This is a genomic window from Ramlibacter aurantiacus (genome assembly GCF_016722895.1).
GTDB lineage: Bacteria > Pseudomonadota > Gammaproteobacteria > Burkholderiales > Burkholderiaceae_C > Ramlibacter > Ramlibacter aurantiacus.
Genome location: NZ_JAEQNA010000005.1, coordinates 186,751 through 202,738 on the forward strand (window position 1 = coordinate 186,751; position 15,988 = coordinate 202,738).

At 69.4% G+C, this 15,988-nt stretch carries 14 protein-coding genes; 1 reads left to right on the forward strand and 13 read right to left on the reverse strand.

Annotated elements, in window-relative coordinates; genetic code table 11:
* Window positions 1-30: 30 nt before the first annotated feature.
* Window positions 31-930, reverse strand: coding sequence for a UPF0280 family protein (locus tag JI739_RS14785; protein WP_201684690.1), 900 nt, complete (start codon window positions 928-930; stop codon window positions 31-33).
* A 12-nt stretch (window positions 931-942) separates the two neighbouring features.
* On the reverse strand, window positions 943-2,559 hold the full coding sequence (locus JI739_RS14790) for a 6-hydroxynicotinate reductase (protein ID WP_201684691.1): 1,617 nt from the start codon (window positions 2,557-2,559) through the stop codon (window positions 943-945).
* A 196-nt stretch (window positions 2,560-2,755) separates the two neighbouring features.
* Here JI739_RS14790 and JI739_RS14795 point away from each other — a divergent pair, with 196 nt between their 5' ends.
* Window positions 2,756-3,943, forward strand: a complete 1,188-nt coding sequence (locus JI739_RS14795; protein WP_201684692.1) for an amidohydrolase family protein — start codon at window positions 2,756-2,758, stop codon at window positions 3,941-3,943.
* Between the two features lie 185 nt (window positions 3,944-4,128).
* Here the strand turns inward: JI739_RS14795 and JI739_RS14800 are convergent, their stop codons facing one another.
* From JI739_RS14800 to JI739_RS14850, 11 genes are all read right to left on the reverse strand, one after another.
* Window positions 4,129-5,019 carry an amidohydrolase family protein gene (locus JI739_RS14800; RefSeq protein WP_201684693.1) on the reverse strand — a complete coding sequence of 297 codons (891 nt, stop codon included), beginning with the start codon at window positions 5,017-5,019 and terminating at the stop codon, window positions 4,129-4,131.
* Window positions 5,020-5,022: 3 nt separating this feature from the next.
* Entirely contained in the window at window positions 5,023-6,000 is a 978-nt protein-coding gene (locus JI739_RS14805; RefSeq protein WP_201684694.1) for a tripartite tricarboxylate transporter substrate binding protein, read from the reverse strand.
* 142 nt (window positions 6,001-6,142) lie between these two features.
* Window positions 6,143-7,231: an apurinic/apyrimidinic endonuclease family protein gene (locus JI739_RS14810; RefSeq protein WP_201684695.1), complete on the reverse strand. Its 1,089-nt coding sequence runs from the start codon at window positions 7,229-7,231 to the stop codon at window positions 6,143-6,145.
* Window positions 7,228-7,941: an ABC transporter ATP-binding protein gene (locus JI739_RS14815; RefSeq protein ID WP_201684696.1), complete on the reverse strand. Its 714-nt coding sequence runs from the start codon at window positions 7,939-7,941 to the stop codon at window positions 7,228-7,230. Before JI739_RS14815 ends, JI739_RS14810 begins: the two co-directional genes overlap by 4 nt.
* On the reverse strand, window positions 7,938-8,717 hold the full coding sequence (locus tag JI739_RS14820; protein ID WP_201684697.1) for an ABC transporter ATP-binding protein: 780 nt from the start codon (window positions 8,715-8,717) through the stop codon (window positions 7,938-7,940). The genes JI739_RS14815 and JI739_RS14820 overlap by 4 nt, the downstream gene beginning before the upstream one ends.
* Entirely contained in the window at window positions 8,714-10,684 is a 1,971-nt protein-coding gene (locus JI739_RS14825; protein WP_201684698.1) for an ABC transporter permease, read from the reverse strand. Before JI739_RS14825 ends, JI739_RS14820 begins: the two co-directional genes overlap by 4 nt.
* A 42-nt stretch (window positions 10,685-10,726) precedes the next feature.
* Complete coding sequence (locus tag JI739_RS14830; RefSeq protein ID WP_201684699.1) at window positions 10,727-11,938, reverse strand: ABC transporter substrate-binding protein; 1,212 nt, start codon at window positions 11,936-11,938, stop codon at window positions 10,727-10,729.
* Between the two features lie 42 nt (window positions 11,939-11,980).
* Complete coding sequence (locus tag JI739_RS14835; protein ID WP_201684700.1) at window positions 11,981-13,063, reverse strand: Rieske 2Fe-2S domain-containing protein; 1,083 nt, start codon at window positions 13,061-13,063, stop codon at window positions 11,981-11,983.
* A 246-nt stretch (window positions 13,064-13,309) separates the two neighbouring features.
* On the reverse strand, window positions 13,310-14,143 hold the full coding sequence (locus tag JI739_RS14840) for a TetR/AcrR family transcriptional regulator (protein WP_201684701.1): 834 nt from the start codon (window positions 14,141-14,143) through the stop codon (window positions 13,310-13,312).
* A gap of 105 nt (window positions 14,144-14,248) precedes the next feature.
* On the reverse strand, window positions 14,249-15,322 hold the full coding sequence (locus JI739_RS14845) for a Rieske 2Fe-2S domain-containing protein (RefSeq protein WP_201684702.1): 1,074 nt from the start codon (window positions 15,320-15,322) through the stop codon (window positions 14,249-14,251).
* Between the two features lie 26 nt (window positions 15,323-15,348).
* Complete coding sequence (locus JI739_RS14850; RefSeq protein ID WP_201684703.1) at window positions 15,349-15,987, reverse strand: MarR family winged helix-turn-helix transcriptional regulator; 639 nt, start codon at window positions 15,985-15,987, stop codon at window positions 15,349-15,351.
* Window position 15,988 lies beyond the last annotated feature (1 nt).

Genomic DNA, 15,988 nt, shown 5'->3' on the forward strand with positions numbered 1-15,988 from the left:
GGCTCATGCGGGTCTCGTGTCGTTGTTCGATCAGGCAGCCAGGCCCTGCGGGGCCTGCCGCTCCAGCAGCGGAGCGGGCGCGGTGTCGTCGGTGGCGACCCAGCCCTGGCAGACCAGGACGGCCGAATGGATGATGCCGGCTTCGCGAAGCTCGCGCGCGCAGCGGATGCCCGAAGCCAGCGCGTCCTGCACCGTTTGCGTCGGCAGCAGCGGCACGTCCACGGTGACCAGGCGGTCACCGAGGTCGGTGTCGTCCTTCAGGCTGGTCGCGGGCTGGCGCAGGATCCGCGGATGCGGCGCATCGACGGCATTGGCGATGAGGGTGGCGGCGGCGTCGGCCGCGGAAGCCGTGGCCGCGCGCACGGTCACGCTGTCGGCGATGCCCATGGAGAAGCTGCGCCCGCGCCAGCCGCTGGTGGCGACGCCGCGCACGGGATCATCCGCGCGCACCTCGAAGGCCCCGTCGATCGGCAGGCCGCCGCCGACGAGCTGTGACGGATCGAAGCGCGCCAGGTCGGCGAACAAGCCAATGCGCAAGACCTGTCCCGGTGCCAGGTGCAGCGCCACGTCGCCGCCGTTGTTGATCCAGGCGCGCGTCATGCCAGGCCGCTGGTAGAACGCCACCAGTTCCTCGGCCACGGAGCCCGCGACCGCGGCCATGGGCGTGATGAAACGCGGCAGGAAAGGCAGGCAGGCCTGCCACATGCGCCGGGCCACCGCGCCCCGCGGCATGCGCGTCGCGTCCACCGGCTGGCGCAACAAGGCCAGCTCGGCCACCAGCTCGGGCAGGATGCCGCCGAAGCGCGCCCAGGCCGCCTCGTGCGCGGCCTGCACAGCGCCCGGCTCGCCCTCCGCGCCCAGCACGATGTCGATGGGCCCGTGCTGCAGGTGCCATCGCCCATCGGGCAGGCTGTTGCGGCTTGCTTGCATGGGCGCCTGGCCTCAGCCGAGCATCGGGGGCGCGCCCAGGGCCCAGCCGTTCAGCGGCGAGGCCGGCTCGATGCGACGCCCCTGCGGCGCCCCGTCGTTGTGCCAGGCGCCGCGTGCCAGCACCTCGGCCAGGGGCTTCACGTACTCCATGTGGCCGCCGAGCGCGCGGTAGTCCTGCAGCCGCATGCTGAACTCGATGGGCGCGACCAGCGCCGGCGTGGGCACGGTGCCGAAGCTGTGGTCCGGCATGCGCAGCACGTCCACCATCAGCGTGATGCCGCCACCGGGCCACAGGTAGGCCGGCGCGCCACCGCAGGTCACGTTGACCAGCGAGTGCTTGATGGCATTGGTCAGCTGCACCGGGTTGTCGGTCACGCCCGCGCGCAGGCTGCCGCCGGCCCCGCCGACGAAGAGCACGCTGGTCAGCGACGGCTCGCAGTTCTCGCCGATGCGGGCCACCGTGGCCGCGACCGCCGGCGGCATGGGCGCCTGCCGCGGCACCAGGTCGTCGTCCAGCACGAACCAGGCGGCGTGCTCGCCGGTGGTCGAGGTCATCAGCAGTCGCAGGCCCGGCCATGCCACGTCGGGGTCCCAGCTTTCGATGATGCTCATGGGGTCCTGCAGGTCGGTGCCGCCCCAGCCGGTGCCGGGGTTGGCCACCTGGAAGTAGCGGCCGGGCGTGGACTTGCGCCCGCGGATCTGGATGCCCGAAGGCCGCATGTCCAGGCAACGTCCGGCCTGGTGCTGGGTCAGCACGCCGGTGATGTGGTCGTCGACCACCACCACCTCGTCGGTCTGGCCGAAGAACTGCTTGGCGAAGATGCCCACGGTGGCCGAGCCGCAGCCCACGCGCATGCGCTGTTCGGGCACGCCGTTGACGATGGGCGCCTTGCCCGCCTGCACCACCACCTGGGAGCCGCCGTCGATGGACAACTCGGCCGCCTGCTTGTTGGCCAGCAGCGCCATCACGTCCATGGTCATGCGGCCTTCCTTCTTGCTGCCACCGGTGAGGTGGTGCACGCCGCCCAGCGAGAACATCTGCGAGCCGTACTCGGCCGTGGTCACGTGGCCGACCACCTCGCCCTTGAAGCGGATGTTGGCCTGCTCGGGACCGAGCCAGCGGTCGGTGTCGATCTTCAGCTTGAGGCTGCAATAGCTGAAGATGCCCTCGGTGACCACGGTCACCAGGTCCACCCCGTTCGCCTGCGAGGACACGATGAAGGGCGCGGGCTTGTAGTCGGGGTAGGTGGTGGAGGCGCCGATGCCGGTGACGAAAAGCTCGTTCTCGCCGGCGGCCGTGGCCTCGTCCGTGGCGGGCTGCGAAGCGGCGTCGGAAGAGGCCGGCGCCGTGTCGCCGGGGGCGGGGATCGCGAACGGGACCACGCGGGGGTCGATCGCCTCGGTCGTGCGGCGCAGCAGCACCACGGGGTCGACCCGCACCAGCACGCCCGCGCTGTTGGCATAGCGGTCGCAGGCGCCGGTCTTGCCGGGCGAGATCTGGCACAGCACCGGGCAGGCGTTGCACTCGATCTTGTCGCTGGCCATGCGCTCGTTGCGCGGTGCCGCGCGCTCGAGCACCACCGGCGCCCCGGGATCGGCCAGTCCATCGGTCTTGGTGTGTTCAATCATCTGTGACGCTCCATGCGCGGCATCGGCCCGCCGCTCGATGAATGTAGTATCCACTGAACCAACGTTATGTGTCCACTACATCGGACGATGATCCGGGAAGACCCCGGGGCGGCGCTTGCGACGTCCGGGACGCGCATGTAGGATTCTCTACAAAATCTTCAGCAACTGTTTAAACCGCCAACTGGAGCACAGCCATATGGCAGAAGTCACGAGCACGGGCAAGTCCGGCAAGGTCGTCATCCGCAACATCGGGCTGCTGCTGTCCGGCGACATCGACGCCCCCATCCTGGAGGCCGACACCCTGGTCGTCAACGATGGCCTCATCAGCGCCGTGGGCCGCGAAGCCGATTGCGACACCAGCGAGCCCGACGTGCTGATCGACGCGCGCCGCACCTGCGTGGCTCCGGGCCTGATCGACAGCCACGTGCACCCGGTGTTCGGCGACTGGACGCCGCGGCAGAACCAGCTCGGCTGGATCGAGTCGACGCTCAACGGCGGCGTGACCACCATGATTTCGGCCGGCGAGGTGCACCTGCCCGGACGGCCCAAGGACATCGTCGGGCTGAAGGCCCTGGCCATCACCGCCCAGCGCGCCTTCGACAACTTCCGGCCCGCCGGCGTCAAGGTGCTGGCCGGCGCGCCCGTGATCGAGCAGGGGATGGTCGAGCAGGACTTCAAGGACCTGGCCGAAGCCGGGGTGTCGCTGCTGGGCGAGATCGGCCTGGGCTCGGTCAAGTCGGCGCAGGAGGCGGCGCCCATGGTGGCCTGGGCCCGCAAGTACGGCATCCAGAGCACCATCCACACGGGAGGCCCGTCCATTCCAGGTTCGGGCCTGATCGACAAGGACGTGGTGCTGGAGTCCGACGCCGACATCATCGGCCACATCAACGGCGGCCACACCGCCCTGCCCGAGCGGCATGTGTGCGAGCTGTGCGAGCGTTCCTCCCGCGCGATCGAGATCGTCCACAACGGCAACGAGAAGATCGCCATCGCCGCCGCCCAGATGGCGCTGCAGCTGAAGTGCCCGCACCGGGTGATCCTGGGCACCGACGGCCCCGCCGGATCGGGCGTTCAGCCGCTGGGCATGCTGCGCATGATTTCGCTGCTGTCCAGCCTGGGCAACATCCCGGCCGAGCTGGTGTTCTGCTTCGCCACCGGCAACACCGCGCGCATCCGCAACCTCAACTGCGGCTTGATCGAGGTCGGCCGCGCCGCCGATTTCGTGTTCATGGACAGGGCCCAGCACACCGCGGGCCGCACGCTCCTGGAGAGCGTGCAGCTGGGCGACATCCCGGGCGTCGGCATGGTGATGATCGACGGCATCGTGCGCTGCGGCCGCAGCCGCAACACGCCGCCCGCGACCGAGGTGCCGGTGGTGGAGTGATCCCCCCCGAAGCGCCTTCGGCGCCTCCCCCCAGGGGGCGCAACCAGCGGCCCGGCGAAGCCGGTTCCGCGGTTGCCGCTGGAGGGGGCCTACCGCTGCGCGGTGGCCTGGAGGGGGCCCTTCGACAGGCTCAGGACAGGCCTATCGCTGCGCGGTGGCCGGGAGGGGCCGGGCTCGCCGGGCGGTCAGCCGGGGAATCCGTATACCGCGCGAGGGTTGTCCACCAGGATCTGCTTGCGCGTGGCGGCGTCCGGCACCCATTCGGCCAGCAGGTCGAACAGGTCGCCGTCATTGGGCATGGCACGGCCGTTCATGTTGACGTGCGGCCAGTCGGTGCCCCACAGCAGGCGCTGCGGCGCGTGCTTCACCAGCGCCTGCGCCAGCGGGGTCACCGAGGCATACGGAAAGTCCTCCGCCGTGCAGCGCATCGGCCCCGACAGCTTGACCCAGACCCGGCCGGTGTCCAGCAGTCTCAGCAGGCACTCGAAGGCAGCTTGCGCGGTGCCGCCCGCGGCGGGTACCGCGGCGAAGTGGTCGAGCACGATGTCGTTGGGCAGCGCGAGCAGCTGATCGGCGTAGCGCGGCAGGTCGTCGCCGCTGGGATAGAACTGCACATGCCAGCCGAACTCGGCGATGCGGGCCGCGACGCTGGCCGACAGGCGCGGCAACGCGCCGTGGTGGCCGTCGCTGACGAAGCGCGCACCGCGCACGCCGAGCCGGTCCAGCCGGTGCAGGTGGTCTCGCGTCACGTCATCGGGCAGCAGGGCAACGCCGCGGAAGCGGTCCGGGAAGACGGCCAGCACGCCTTCGAGGTGCCGGGTGTCCGGGCCGTACCCGCCACCGCTGACCACCACCGCGCCGGCCAGGCCGAGCGTGTCCTGCAGGGCGATGTTCGTCTGCGGCAAGGCGTCCTGCGAGATGTAGCGGCTGCCCGGGTGGAAGGGGTAGCGGCTGGCCGGACCGAACAGATGCACATGGCAGTCGATGGCACCGGTCGGCGCCTGCAGGGCCGGCTTCCTGGGGTGCGGGTCGGGCGGCTGCGTGACGGGCGGTTGGCTGGGTCGCTCCGGCTTCATCGCTCAATTGGCCTTGATGTCGGACTTGCGAACCAGCTGCGCCCACTGCTTCAGCTCAGTGTCGATCAGCTTCTCGAACTCGGCCGGCGTGTTGGCCACCGGCACCACGCCGTCGGACTCGAAGCGGCGTAGCACCTCGGGGTCGGCGACCGCCTTGCGCAGGCCCTGGTGCAGCGTGTCGACCACCTCGCGCGGCGTGCCGGCCGGCGCGATCACGCCCATCCAGAGGATGCCCTGGTAGCCGGGAAGCCCGGACTCGGCCACCGTGGGCACCTCGGGCATCAGCGGCGAGCGCTTGAGGCTGGCGATGGCCAGCGGCTTGAGGCGGCCCGAGCGGATGTGGCCGGCGGCGGTCGCGATGGTGTCCATCTTCAGCCCCACCACGCCGGACAGCAGGTCGTTCATCGCCGGCGCCGCGCCCTTGTACGGCACGTGCGCCACCTGCAGGCCCAGCTGCTGCAGCAGCAGTTCCATGGTCACGTGCGGCAGCGTGCCGTTGCCGGCCGAGGCGTAGTTCAGCTTGCCCGGGTTGGCGCGCGCGTAGCGCACGAAGCCGGCGAAGTCGTTGTAGGGCTGCTCGGCATTGGCCACCAGCAACTCGGGGATCTCGGCCACCAGCGACACCGGCGCCAGGTCGCGCCGGGTATCGAAGCCCAGCTTGTCATTCAGCGCCGGATTGATCGTGTGGTTGGGCGTGGTGAACAGCAGCGTGTAGCCGTCGGCCGGCGCCTTGGCCACCCGCTGGGTTGCGATGGCGCCCCCAGCGCCGGGCACGTTCTCGATGACCACGGTGGTCCCCAGCGCCGGGCCGAGCTTGTTGCCCAGCGTGCGGGCCACCGCGTCCACGGTGCCGCCGGCGGGAAAGGGAACGATGAGGCGCACCGGCTTGTCGGGATAGGCGGCCCAGGCGGGCAGGCTGGTGCCGGCGAGAAGCGTCGCGGAGAGCGCAAGCAGGCTGCGCCGGGAAAGTGTCGTTCGCATGGGGGTGTCTCCATCGGATGCTGCGGCAGGCCCGGATGTCGCCTGCGCCGGTTCCGATGATGCGAGCAGCGCCGGGTGCGCGTGATGAAAGTTTTGGCGCGATCGATGAAGCGGATTCAGCCGGCACGCGCCCCAGGCCCGCTCATGCGGTCGTTCGCACTTGCGTCCACGCCTGCCGCACCCAGGCGGCGATGGCGGCGTTCTGCCCGATCAGCGAGAAGCGCGCGTTCAGCGCGTAATCGGGCAGCGTGATCATCTCGGTGGTGATGTAGCGCAGCCGGGAACCGGGCTGCCCGGCGTGGTGGGCCAGCACCTTTCGCACCACCTCCTTGGTGGGCTCCAGCGCGTGCGCGTGCCAGGGCGAATGCCATTCGCCTTCGGCCGGGCGGGTGAACGGGTACAGGATGCCGCGGCCGGGGTCGCCGGCGCGCACCGGCTTGCTCGGGAACTTGGGCAGCGCCGCGACCGGCTTCTCCGGGTCGTGCGGCGCCCAGATGTTGCGAGGACCGTTGGGGGCCACCGAGCGCACCTGCACCCAGCGCACGATGCCCATGGCCAGCCACTGCTCGACCAGGTTGCCGCGCTCGAACGGATCGATCACCAGGCGGCCCGAGGCCACCGCCTCGCGGATGCCGGAGATGTCGAGCTCCTCGTCGTTGCCGATCTTGAAGATCACGTGGCTGTAGTCCAGCGTGAAGTTGAAGGGCACGCCGCGCCGGCGCACCGCCTCGGCCACCGGGACGATGCGGCGCGGGTCCTCGCTCCACATGTTCACGTGCAGCTCGAACGTGGGTTCCACGCCGTGGCGCATGCCCTCGTCATAGCAGCGCAGGTAGCCCTCGACGATCTCGGCGTCGCTGACCGGCCGGCCCGACGCGTCGCGCGCGTAGATCATCATGTTGTGGGTGGTGGCGCCGACGCGCGCCGAGATCTCCAGGTTCTGCGCCATGCGCGCGTCGTCGGTGCCCAACTCGTAGAACCAGCTGGTGGTGTGCACCGGCAGGCTGTAGGCCTCGATGCAGCGCTGGAAGGTGTCCACCTGGTCCGGCAGCGGCAGGCGGTCGAAGTGGTCGAACACGCCGCATCGCTTGACCAGGCGGAACTGCTCCTCGATGGAAGGCTCGGCCAGTGACACCGGGCGATCGATGCTCGAGTCCTGCACGCCCCGGCCGTTGCAGCCGATGGGCGGCAGGCGGGTCGTGTCGATGGGAGTGGGGGCGATGAAGGTCATACCTCGAGATAAGCCTTGCGGACCTCGTCGTTGCGCATCAGCTCCTGCATGGTCCCGGTGAACTTGACCTGGCCTTTTTCCAGCACGTAGGCGCGGTCGCTGACCAGTTGCGCGAAGTGCGTGTTCTGCTCGGACAGCAGCACCGTGAGGCCCTGCTTCTTGAGCTCGGTGATCATCTGGGCCATCTGCTCGACGATCACCGGCGCGATGCCTTCGGACGGTTCGTCCAGCAGCACCAGCCCCGGGTTGCCCATGAGCGTGCGCGCCACGGTGAGCATCTGCTGCTCGCCCCCGCTCATCTGGCCGCCGGGCCGGTCGGGCATCTCGCCCAGGTTGGGGAACAGGCGGAACAGCTTCTCGGGCGTCCAGGTGGGTGCGCCGGGTCGCGGCGGGCGGCGCCCGATGTCCAGGTTTTCCAGCACGGTGAGGTCGCTGAAGACGCGGCGGTCTTCCGGCACGAAGCCCACGCCCATCCGGGAGATCTTGTAGGGCGGCAGGCGGGTGATGTCTTCGCCGCGGTAGCTGACGCGGCCCTGCACGCGGTCGAGCATGCCCATGATGGCCTTGATGGTGGTGGACTTGCCGGCGCCGTTGCGGCCCACCAGCGCCACCACCTCGCCCTGCCCCACTTCCAGGTCGACGTCGAACAGGATGTGCGCCTTGCCGTAGAAGGCGTTGAGCTGCTCGACCTTGAGCACGGTATCGGTCATGCAAGCACCTCCTCGCCCTGGGCCTCGAAGCTCTTGCCCGAGCCGAAGTACACCTCCTGCACGCGCGGGTTGGCCCGCACCTGCGGCGGCGTGCCTTCCGCGATCAGCTTGCCGCGCGCCAGCACCACGGTGCGGTCGGCGTAGGCGAAGACCACGTCCATGCTGTGCTCGGTGAAGAGCACGGCCATGTCGCGTTCGGTGACCAGGCGCTTGGTCAGCGCCATGAGCTCGTTGCGCTCGCGCGGACCCATGCCGGCGGCGGGCTCGTCCATCAGCAGCAGGCGCGGCCGGTTGGCCAGCGCGATCGCCAGTTCCAGCCGCTTGATGTCGCCGTAGGCCAGCTCGCTGCAGGGCCGGTGCGCCTGGCCCGCCATGCCGATCGAATCGAGCAGCGACAGGGCCTCGTCGCGGCAGAAGGCACTCGCCGGTTTCCACATGTGGTACAGCCGCCGCTCGCGCGAGAGCAGCGCCATCTCGACGTTCTCGACCACGGTCATGGAGTGGTAGGTGGCCGCGATCTGGAAGGTGCGGCCCACGCCCATGCGCCAGATCTCGCGCGGCTTGGCGCGGGTGATGTCGCGCCCCTCCAGCCAGACTCGGCCGGCGCTCGGGTGGTGCTGGCCACTGAGCATGTTGAAGCAGGTGGACTTGCCGGCGCCGTTGGGCCCGATGATGGCCACCAGCTCGCCGGTGTTCACCTCGAAGCTCACGTCCTGCACGGCGACGAACGCGCCATAGGTCTTGGAGATGCCCTCCACTTTCAGCATGGGATTCATGAGGCGGCGGCTCCGTTGGGCGGCAGCGCGGCGTCGGTGCGCGCGGGCACGATGGGTGGCGAGGGAGGCGGCGCCGCCGCGGGGCGGCGCTCGCGCTCGGCGAAGAAGCGCTTGAGCGTTCCGATGATCCCTTCGGGGAACAGCAGCACCAGCAGCAGGATGGTGATGCCGATGGCGGCGCGCCAGTACTCGAAGGTGCGCGCGGCCAGGTCCTGCAGCCAGGTGAACACCGCCGCGCCCACCACCGGACCGGCGATCGTGTTGATGCCGCCCAGCATGATCATCACGATGCCGTCGAAGGAGCGGCCCACCGAGATGGTCTCGGGCGAGATGCTGCCCTTGGAGAAGGCGAACAGCGCGCCGGCGTAGCCGCACACCAGGCCCGACAGGATGAAGGCGGTCCACTGAACGGCCTTGGTGTCGATGCCGATGGCCTCCGAGCGCAGCACCGAGTCACGCGCCGCGCGCAGCGCGTAGCCGAAGGGCGAGAACAGCATCTTGCGCAGCAGCCAGGCGGCGAAGGCGGCGATCACCAGCGTCAGCAGGTAGTAGTGCGTCTTGTCCGCCAGCCAGTCCGACGGCCAGATGCCGGTCATGCCGTTGCTGCCGCCGGTGACGTCCTCCCACTGGAACACCACCGACCACACGATCTGCGCGAAGGCCAGCGTGAGCATGGCGAAGTACACGCCCGACAGGCGCACGCTGAACCAGCCGAAGACCACCGCCGCCAGCCCGGCGAACACCGGCCCCAGCAACAGGCTCGCCTCCATCGGCAGGCCGGCGGACTTCAGCAGGAAGGCCGCGCCGTAGGCGCCGATGCCGAAGTAGGCGGCGTGGCCGAAGGTGTGCAGCCCGCCGGGGCCGGCGATGAAGTGCAGGCTCACCACGAACAGCGCCGCGATCAGGATGTCGGTCATCAGCACCGGCGCGTAGGGCATCTGCTGCCCCAGCGTGGCGATGGCGATCAGGGCCACCGCCACCAGCGCGGTGGTGACCTTGAACGAGGTGTTGGCGCGCTCCAGCGGCGTCTCGCCGGCGGACGACTGGCGCGAGCTGGCCGCGGGCCGGCCCAGCAGGCCCCAGGGCCGCACAACCAGCACGGCGGCCATGATGAGGAACTCCACCACCAGCGTGAGCTTGGAGAAGTTGACGTCGATGCCGGCGATGCTCATCGTGCCCAGCCCGGTGCAGACCGCCTTGGCGCCGGCGATGATGATGGCGGCCAGGAAGGCGCCGGGGATGCTGCCCATGCCGCCGACCACCACCACCACGAAGGCGTCGCCCAGGGCCTGCAGGTCGAGGAACAGGCTCGCCGGCTCGCGCGGCAGCTGCATCGCGCCGCCCAGCCCGGCCAGGAAGGAGCCCAGCGCGAACACGGCGGTGAACAGCACCTTCTGGTTCACGCCCAGCGCGCCGACCATCTCGCGGTCCTGTGTGGAGGCGCGGATCAGCCGCCCGAAGCGCGTGCGGCTCATGAGGAGCGTGAGCGCCAGCAGCATGGCCGGCCCCACGAAGATCAGCAGCAGGTCGTACGAGGGCAGCTTGCTGCCGAACAGCTCGACCGAACCGGACAGCCCGGGTGCGCGCGGGCCCAGCAGGTCCTCGCTACCCCACAGCCAGAGCGCGGCGTCGCGCAGCACCAGCACCAGCGCGAAGGTGGCCAGCAGCTGGAACAGCTCGGGCACCTTGTAGAGCCGGCGCAGCAGCAGCATCTCGACCAGCGCGCCCAGCACGCCCACGGCCACCGCCGCCACCAGCACCGCGCCCCAGAACCCGAGCACGGTGCTGCCCAGTCGCTCGGCCATCGTGTAGGCCGTGTACAGCCCCAGCATGTAGAACGAGCCATGGGCGAAGTTCACGATGCGGGTGACGCCGAAGATCAGCGACAGCCCCGCCGCGAGCAGGAACAGGGTGGAGGCGCTCGCCAGCCCGTTGATCAGGAGGGCGAGCCATTCGGAAAGTGACATAGGCGTGGGGCGGGATGGGCCGGTGGGGACGCGCAGCCGTGCTTACTTGGCGCCGGCCGCCCGCATCTGCTTGACCTCGGCGTCGGTGGGCTGCAGCTTGCTGCCGTCGATGTACGACGCCTGGGTCATGTAGGCCTTGCCGTTGCGCTTGCCGGTGCGGCCCACGAAGATGCCGAAGGTGGCCTGGTTGTCCTGCGGGCGGAAGGTCATGGTGCCGAACGGCGAGTCGAAGCTCATGCCCTTGAAGGCGGCGCTCAGCTTGTCCGGGTCGGTGCTGCCGGCTTTCTTGATGCCCGCGGCCAGCGCCTTCACGGTGGCATAGCCGATGACGGAGTTCAGGCGCGGATAGTCCTTGTACTTCTTCACGTACGCGTCATAGAAGGCCTTGTGCTCGGGCAGGGTGACGGTCTCGTACGGATAGCCGGTGACGATCCAGCCCTCGGGCGCGTCGTCCTTGAGCGGGTCGAGGTACTCGGGCTCGCCGGTCAGCAGGCTCACCACCTCGCGCTTGGCGAACAGGTCGCGGGTCTTGCCCTCACGCGCGAACTTGGCCAGGTCGACCCCGAACAGCACGTTGAAGATGGCGTCGGGCTTGGCGGCTTCGAGCGCCTGCACCACCGCGCCGGCGTCGATCTTCCCCAGCGGCGGCGACTGCTCGGCGACGAACTCCACGTCGGGCTGCAGCTTCTTCAGCTGCTCCTTGAAGGTGGCGACGGCGGCCTGGCCGTACTCGTAGTTGGGGTAGACCAGCGCCCAGCGCTTCTTCTTCAGCGCCGCCGCTTCGGGCACCACCGAGGCGGCCAGGGCGTGGGTGCCGGCGCGCAGGCGGTAGGTGTAGTCGTGGCCGCTTTGCCAGACGACCTTGTCGGTCAACGGTCCCGAGGCCAGGAAGAACACCTTGCGCTGCTTGGCGAAGTCGGACACGGCCAGTCCCACATGCGACAGCGTCACGCCGGCGAGCACGTCGACCTTCTCGCGCGTGAGCAGTTCCTCGGCCATGCGCACCGCATCACCGGCGTTGGCGCCGTCGTCGCGGAACACCGTCTCGAGTTTCTTGCCCAGCACGCCGCCGGAGGCGTTGATTTCCTCCTGCGCCATCTCCCAGCCCTTGCGGTAGGGCTCGGCCAGGGCGGCGAGCGTCTTGTAGCTGTTGATCTCGCCGATCTTGATCACGCCCTGGGCGCTGGCCAGGCCCATGTGCAGGGCGCTGGCGGCCAGCAAGGCGGCGCAGGCAGTCTTCTTCAGGAAGCGCATTCGGGACTCCTAGTCGGGGGTGGGAAAGGGTTCAATCCAGGTTCAGGCCGCCACGGCGGTGGCCGCGGGCGTGGCGGCCGCCGGCACGGCCACGGCCGCTTCGGCGGCTTCGGCCGCGAGCATCTGGTCGACGATGCGGCGCATGCGGGTGTTGGAGGCGTCGAGGGCGATCTTCACGGGCTTGACGTCCGGCAGCTTGGCCTCGTTCTCCTGGATGGCCTCGAGGATGCGCTTGTCCTCGTTGAAGGCCATGCGCAGCCCTTCGATGAGCTTGCGGTCCTGCCCGGCATCGGCCGGGATGTTCTTGATGCACAGCCAGTGCTGCACGCAGGTGTCGTGGTCCACGGGCGTGATGAAGTGGCAGGCGAACATCTGGATGCAGTCGCCGCGGTTGCCATCGGGCGCGCCGGTGCCGGTGAGGGCCGAGCCGAAGTCGATGTAGGCCACGCAGGGCGCGAGGTAGTGATAGAAGTGCCAGCGGTCGACGTTGCCGTCGAAGGCCTTCAGCCCCTGGAAGATCGGGATCAGCGGCGAATCCATGACCCAGCGCCAGGTGACGACCTCGGAGCCCTTGGAGTCGAAGTGCACCGGGATATCGCCGCTCTGCACGTTCGACAACGTGGTCAGGTGCACGAAGGCCACGTGCGTGGGGTCGCACAGGTTGTCGGCCAGGTTGAGGTAGTTGGCCTTCATGTGCAGCGAGTCGCCCTCCACATAGCTCCACCCGGCGGCGCTGTACTGCGGCAGGCTGAAGACCTTGGAGGTATCGGCCTTCTCAGGCTCACCCATCCAGACCCACCACATGCCCATGCTCTGGTGCGTGGGGTAGGCCCGCACGCGCATGGCGGCCGGCGGCTTCTCCTGCAGCGGCACGCGCACGCAGGCGCCGCGTGAATCGAAGGTGACGCCGTGATAGCCGCACTCGATGGCATCGTCATCCCGAAGCCGCCCCTTGGACAGCGGCAGCAGGCGGTGCGGGCACACGTCACGCAGCGCGGCCACCTGGCCGTCGGAGGTGCGGTAGACGACCAGGTCTTCGCCGATCACCCGGCGGCTGACCAGGCTGCGATCGACGTCGCGATTCCAGGCCAACGGGTACCAGGCGTTCCTGATGAACTCATGCATGGACAAACTCTCCTTGTCACCGATCCAGCAAGTACCGGGCCAGGCGCCGGATTGCTGTTTTAAGTGTCCACTTTAAAGATGGAGAACGCACTTTACAGCCGGTCCCCGAGGGGGCTGGGAGCGGGTATTCCCGCACCCTCGGCGTGCGGTCGCGCAGTGCCATGCCGTGGCTTGGTGCGCGGGGCACCAAGCTCGTGAACAGGAGAGGCGGATAGGCGCGCGGCTGCCGCTGCCGCGTGCGGGTGATCAGGCGCGCAGGGAGGCCAGAAGGGTCTGGCTGATGTGCGCTTCCCACGCGCGGCAGCGCTCGGGCTCCATCATGTCGGCGCGCAGCCAGTGCGAGATCGTGTACGAATTGGCGACGTAGAAAAACCCCAGCGACATCATCGTCATGAGCGTGAGGCTGGCGTCGACGTCGAGGCGGAACAGGCCCTGCGCCTGGCCCTGCTTCAGGATGTTTTCCAGCAGCGCGATCAGCGGCAGCGACTTCTGCCGGATCGCGCGCGACTTCTTGATGAAGCGCCCGCGCAGCAGGTTCTCGTTCATGATGATCCGGATGATCTGCGGTCGCGAGACGTACAGGTTCCAGGTGTGGCCCACCAGCTCGCGGATGCCCTGCACCGGGTCGCCGTCGGGCACCACGAAGTTGCCCTCGGCCTCGATCATCTCGGCGTAGGCGGCCTCCAGCGTGGTCTGGTAGAGCCGCTCCTTGTTGCCGAAGTAGTAGTACAGCATGCGGTCCACCGTCTTGGCCCGGCTGCTGATGCGGTCGATGCGGGCGCCGGCGAAGCCGAACTCCGAGAACTCGTGCATGGCCGCCTCGAGGATGCGCGCCTGCACTTCCTCGGGGCTTCGCCTCGTGCGGGCCGCGGTGCGGGTGGGGCCGCCGTTGCCGGCCTTGGCCGCCTTGACGGGCGTGGCGGACTTTGCGGGCTTGGCAGCATTGGCCGCCTTGCGGGCCGGCTTGCCGGCCCCCGCGGTCGATCGGGTCTTGCGGGCTGCTGCCCCTGTCTTGCCGCGCGGTGCGGCGGCACTCTCAGCGGTGGTCTCGGATGGGGCCGCCGTCTGGTTCTTGGGCATGCTGGACAAATCGGGTTGGGCGATCGTGCGGGGGCACGGCGTGGCGCCGGCGATGGTAACCCGCGCCCCCACGGCCCGACGCCGATGCCCGACGCCGTCGCCTGATCAGGCCTGGCCCGACAGCCGCTGCACGATGCGGCGCGCGCGGTTGGCGCCGACATCGACGTGGATGTCGATCCACTCGGCCCTCGGGCCGAACGCTCGGATGTTCTCCCACTGCGCCTCGATCACGAGGCGGTCCTCGTCGAAGGTGAAGCGGGTCTGGTCCACCACCTCCTGGGAGGTGTCGGGCATGTCGGGATGCTGGTTGCTGGACATGCTCCAGAAGTAGTGGCAGGTCTCCTGGGTTTCCGGTGTGATGCCGTGCAGGCCGCGCATGTGGAAGCCGTGGCGCTGCGGGTCCTCCAGCGAGGCCGTGCCGGGAAGCGCGGCGCCGGTCCAGATGCGCAGGTGCGAGACGTGGAATTCGATCTCCTGCCAGCGGTCGCAGGCCGCGCCGAAGGGCCAGGCCGCGAGGTAGGTGGGCGGCGGCACGGAGCCGGGCATGTGGCGCACCACCTTCACGGTGTCGCCCTCGGCGGTGACCTTCATCGGCGCGTTCATGTGCAGCCGGGCGTTGCCGCCGATGGTCTTGAGGTGCACGTAGCCGAGGTGGCTCAGGTCCATCAGGTTGTCGTGGATCAGTTGCCAGGGCGCGCGGTAGTGGTAGTGGCCGCCGCCCCACTTGTAGTCGGGGTGGTCGTGCCAGGGATAGTCGGGTGCTTCGCGGGTGGGCGCCCCCCCCTCCTGCGCCGGCATCCAGATCCACAGCAGCTGGTTCTTCTCGACCAGGTGGTAGGAGCGCACCCGCGCCTTGGCGGGCACCCGATCCTGGCCAGGGATCTCCAGGCACTGGCCGTCGGGCGCGTAGAGCATGCCGTGGTAGCCGCAGCGCAGGCCCGTGGTCTCCAAGGTGCCGCAGGACAGCGGCAGCGTGCGGTGGCAGCAGCGGTCCTCCAGCGCGGCGACCTGCCCGTCTGCCGTGCGGAACATGACCACCTTGTCGTTCAGGAAGGTGCGGCCCACCGGCTTGTCCGAGAGCTCGGAGCCGAAGCCGGCCATGTACCACTGGTCACGGGGGAACGACGCGATCCCGCTGGTGGCGGGAATGGACGGCAGGGGCAGGGTCACGGCATTCATGTGGGGCTCCTTCGGATGGATGGACTTCAGAGGTCGGGGTCCTCGTCGACCTCGCGGGACGGACGGCGGCGGCGCGCCGCTGCCTCCGGGAAATGCTTTTCGATGTAGGCCTGGGTGGCGGCCTCGACCTGCGGCAGGTTCTCGTGCAGCCGCTTGAGCAGCGACAGGAACTGCTCGGCTTCCTCGGGCTCGAGCACCGACAGGAAGGCGCGCTCGCGCTCCAGGGCCACCTGGCGGATCTCATCGTGCAACGCGCGTCCTTCGGGCGTGAGCACGGCCAGGCGCACGCGCCCATCGTTGGGGTCGAGTTCGGTGCGCAGGCAGCCGCGCTCCTGCAGCGCCTTGAAGCTGCGGCTCACGGTGCCCTTGTCCATGCCGATCACCCGCGAGACGAATTGCGCGGTGACCGAGCCATGCAGGGCCAGCAGCACCAGGCACCGCCAGCTTTCGATGCCGATGCCGAACAGCGACAGGTAATGCTGCGAGGCCCCGCGCGAGAGCTTGTTCGACACCCAGGTGAGGTAGGCCGGCACATAGCGGTCGAGGTCGATCACGGCGCGGCCGCGAGCCGGTGCCCGGCGGCCCGGCTGGGGGCTGCGGGCGGCGGGCCGGCGCGCATTGGTCGGCGGATTGGCCGACGGAAGGGAAGGTCGGGGACGGGTCATG

Coding starts and splice junctions, on each gene's coding strand:
- JI739_RS14785 (WP_201684690.1), bottom strand. CDS start 930: ATGCAAGCAAGCCGCAACAGCCTGCCCGATGGGCGATGGCACCTGCAG.
- JI739_RS14790 (WP_201684691.1), bottom strand. CDS start 2,559: ATGATTGAACACACCAAGACCGATGGACTGGCCGATCCCGGGGCGCCG.
- JI739_RS14795 (WP_201684692.1), top strand. CDS start 2,756: ATGGCAGAAGTCACGAGCACGGGCAAGTCCGGCAAGGTCGTCATCCGC.
- JI739_RS14800 (WP_201684693.1), bottom strand. CDS start 5,019: ATGAAGCCGGAGCGACCCAGCCAACCGCCCGTCACGCAGCCGCCCGAC.
- JI739_RS14805 (WP_201684694.1), bottom strand. CDS start 6,000: ATGCGAACGACACTTTCCCGGCGCAGCCTGCTTGCGCTCTCCGCGACG.
- JI739_RS14810 (WP_201684695.1), bottom strand. CDS start 7,231: ATGACCTTCATCGCCCCCACTCCCATCGACACGACCCGCCTGCCGCCC.
- JI739_RS14815 (WP_201684696.1), bottom strand. CDS start 7,941: ATGACCGATACCGTGCTCAAGGTCGAGCAGCTCAACGCCTTCTACGGC.
- JI739_RS14820 (WP_201684697.1), bottom strand. CDS start 8,717: ATGAATCCCATGCTGAAAGTGGAGGGCATCTCCAAGACCTATGGCGCG.
- JI739_RS14825 (WP_201684698.1), bottom strand. CDS start 10,684: ATGTCACTTTCCGAATGGCTCGCCCTCCTGATCAACGGGCTGGCGAGC.
- JI739_RS14830 (WP_201684699.1), bottom strand. CDS start 11,938: ATGCGCTTCCTGAAGAAGACTGCCTGCGCCGCCTTGCTGGCCGCCAGC.
- JI739_RS14835 (WP_201684700.1), bottom strand. CDS start 13,063: ATGCATGAGTTCATCAGGAACGCCTGGTACCCGTTGGCCTGGAATCGC.
- JI739_RS14840 (WP_201684701.1), bottom strand. CDS start 14,143: ATGCCCAAGAACCAGACGGCGGCCCCATCCGAGACCACCGCTGAGAGT.
- JI739_RS14845 (WP_201684702.1), bottom strand. CDS start 15,322: ATGAATGCCGTGACCCTGCCCCTGCCGTCCATTCCCGCCACCAGCGGG.
- JI739_RS14850 (WP_201684703.1), bottom strand. CDS start 15,987: ATGACCCGTCCCCGACCTTCCCTTCCGTCGGCCAATCCGCCGACCAAT.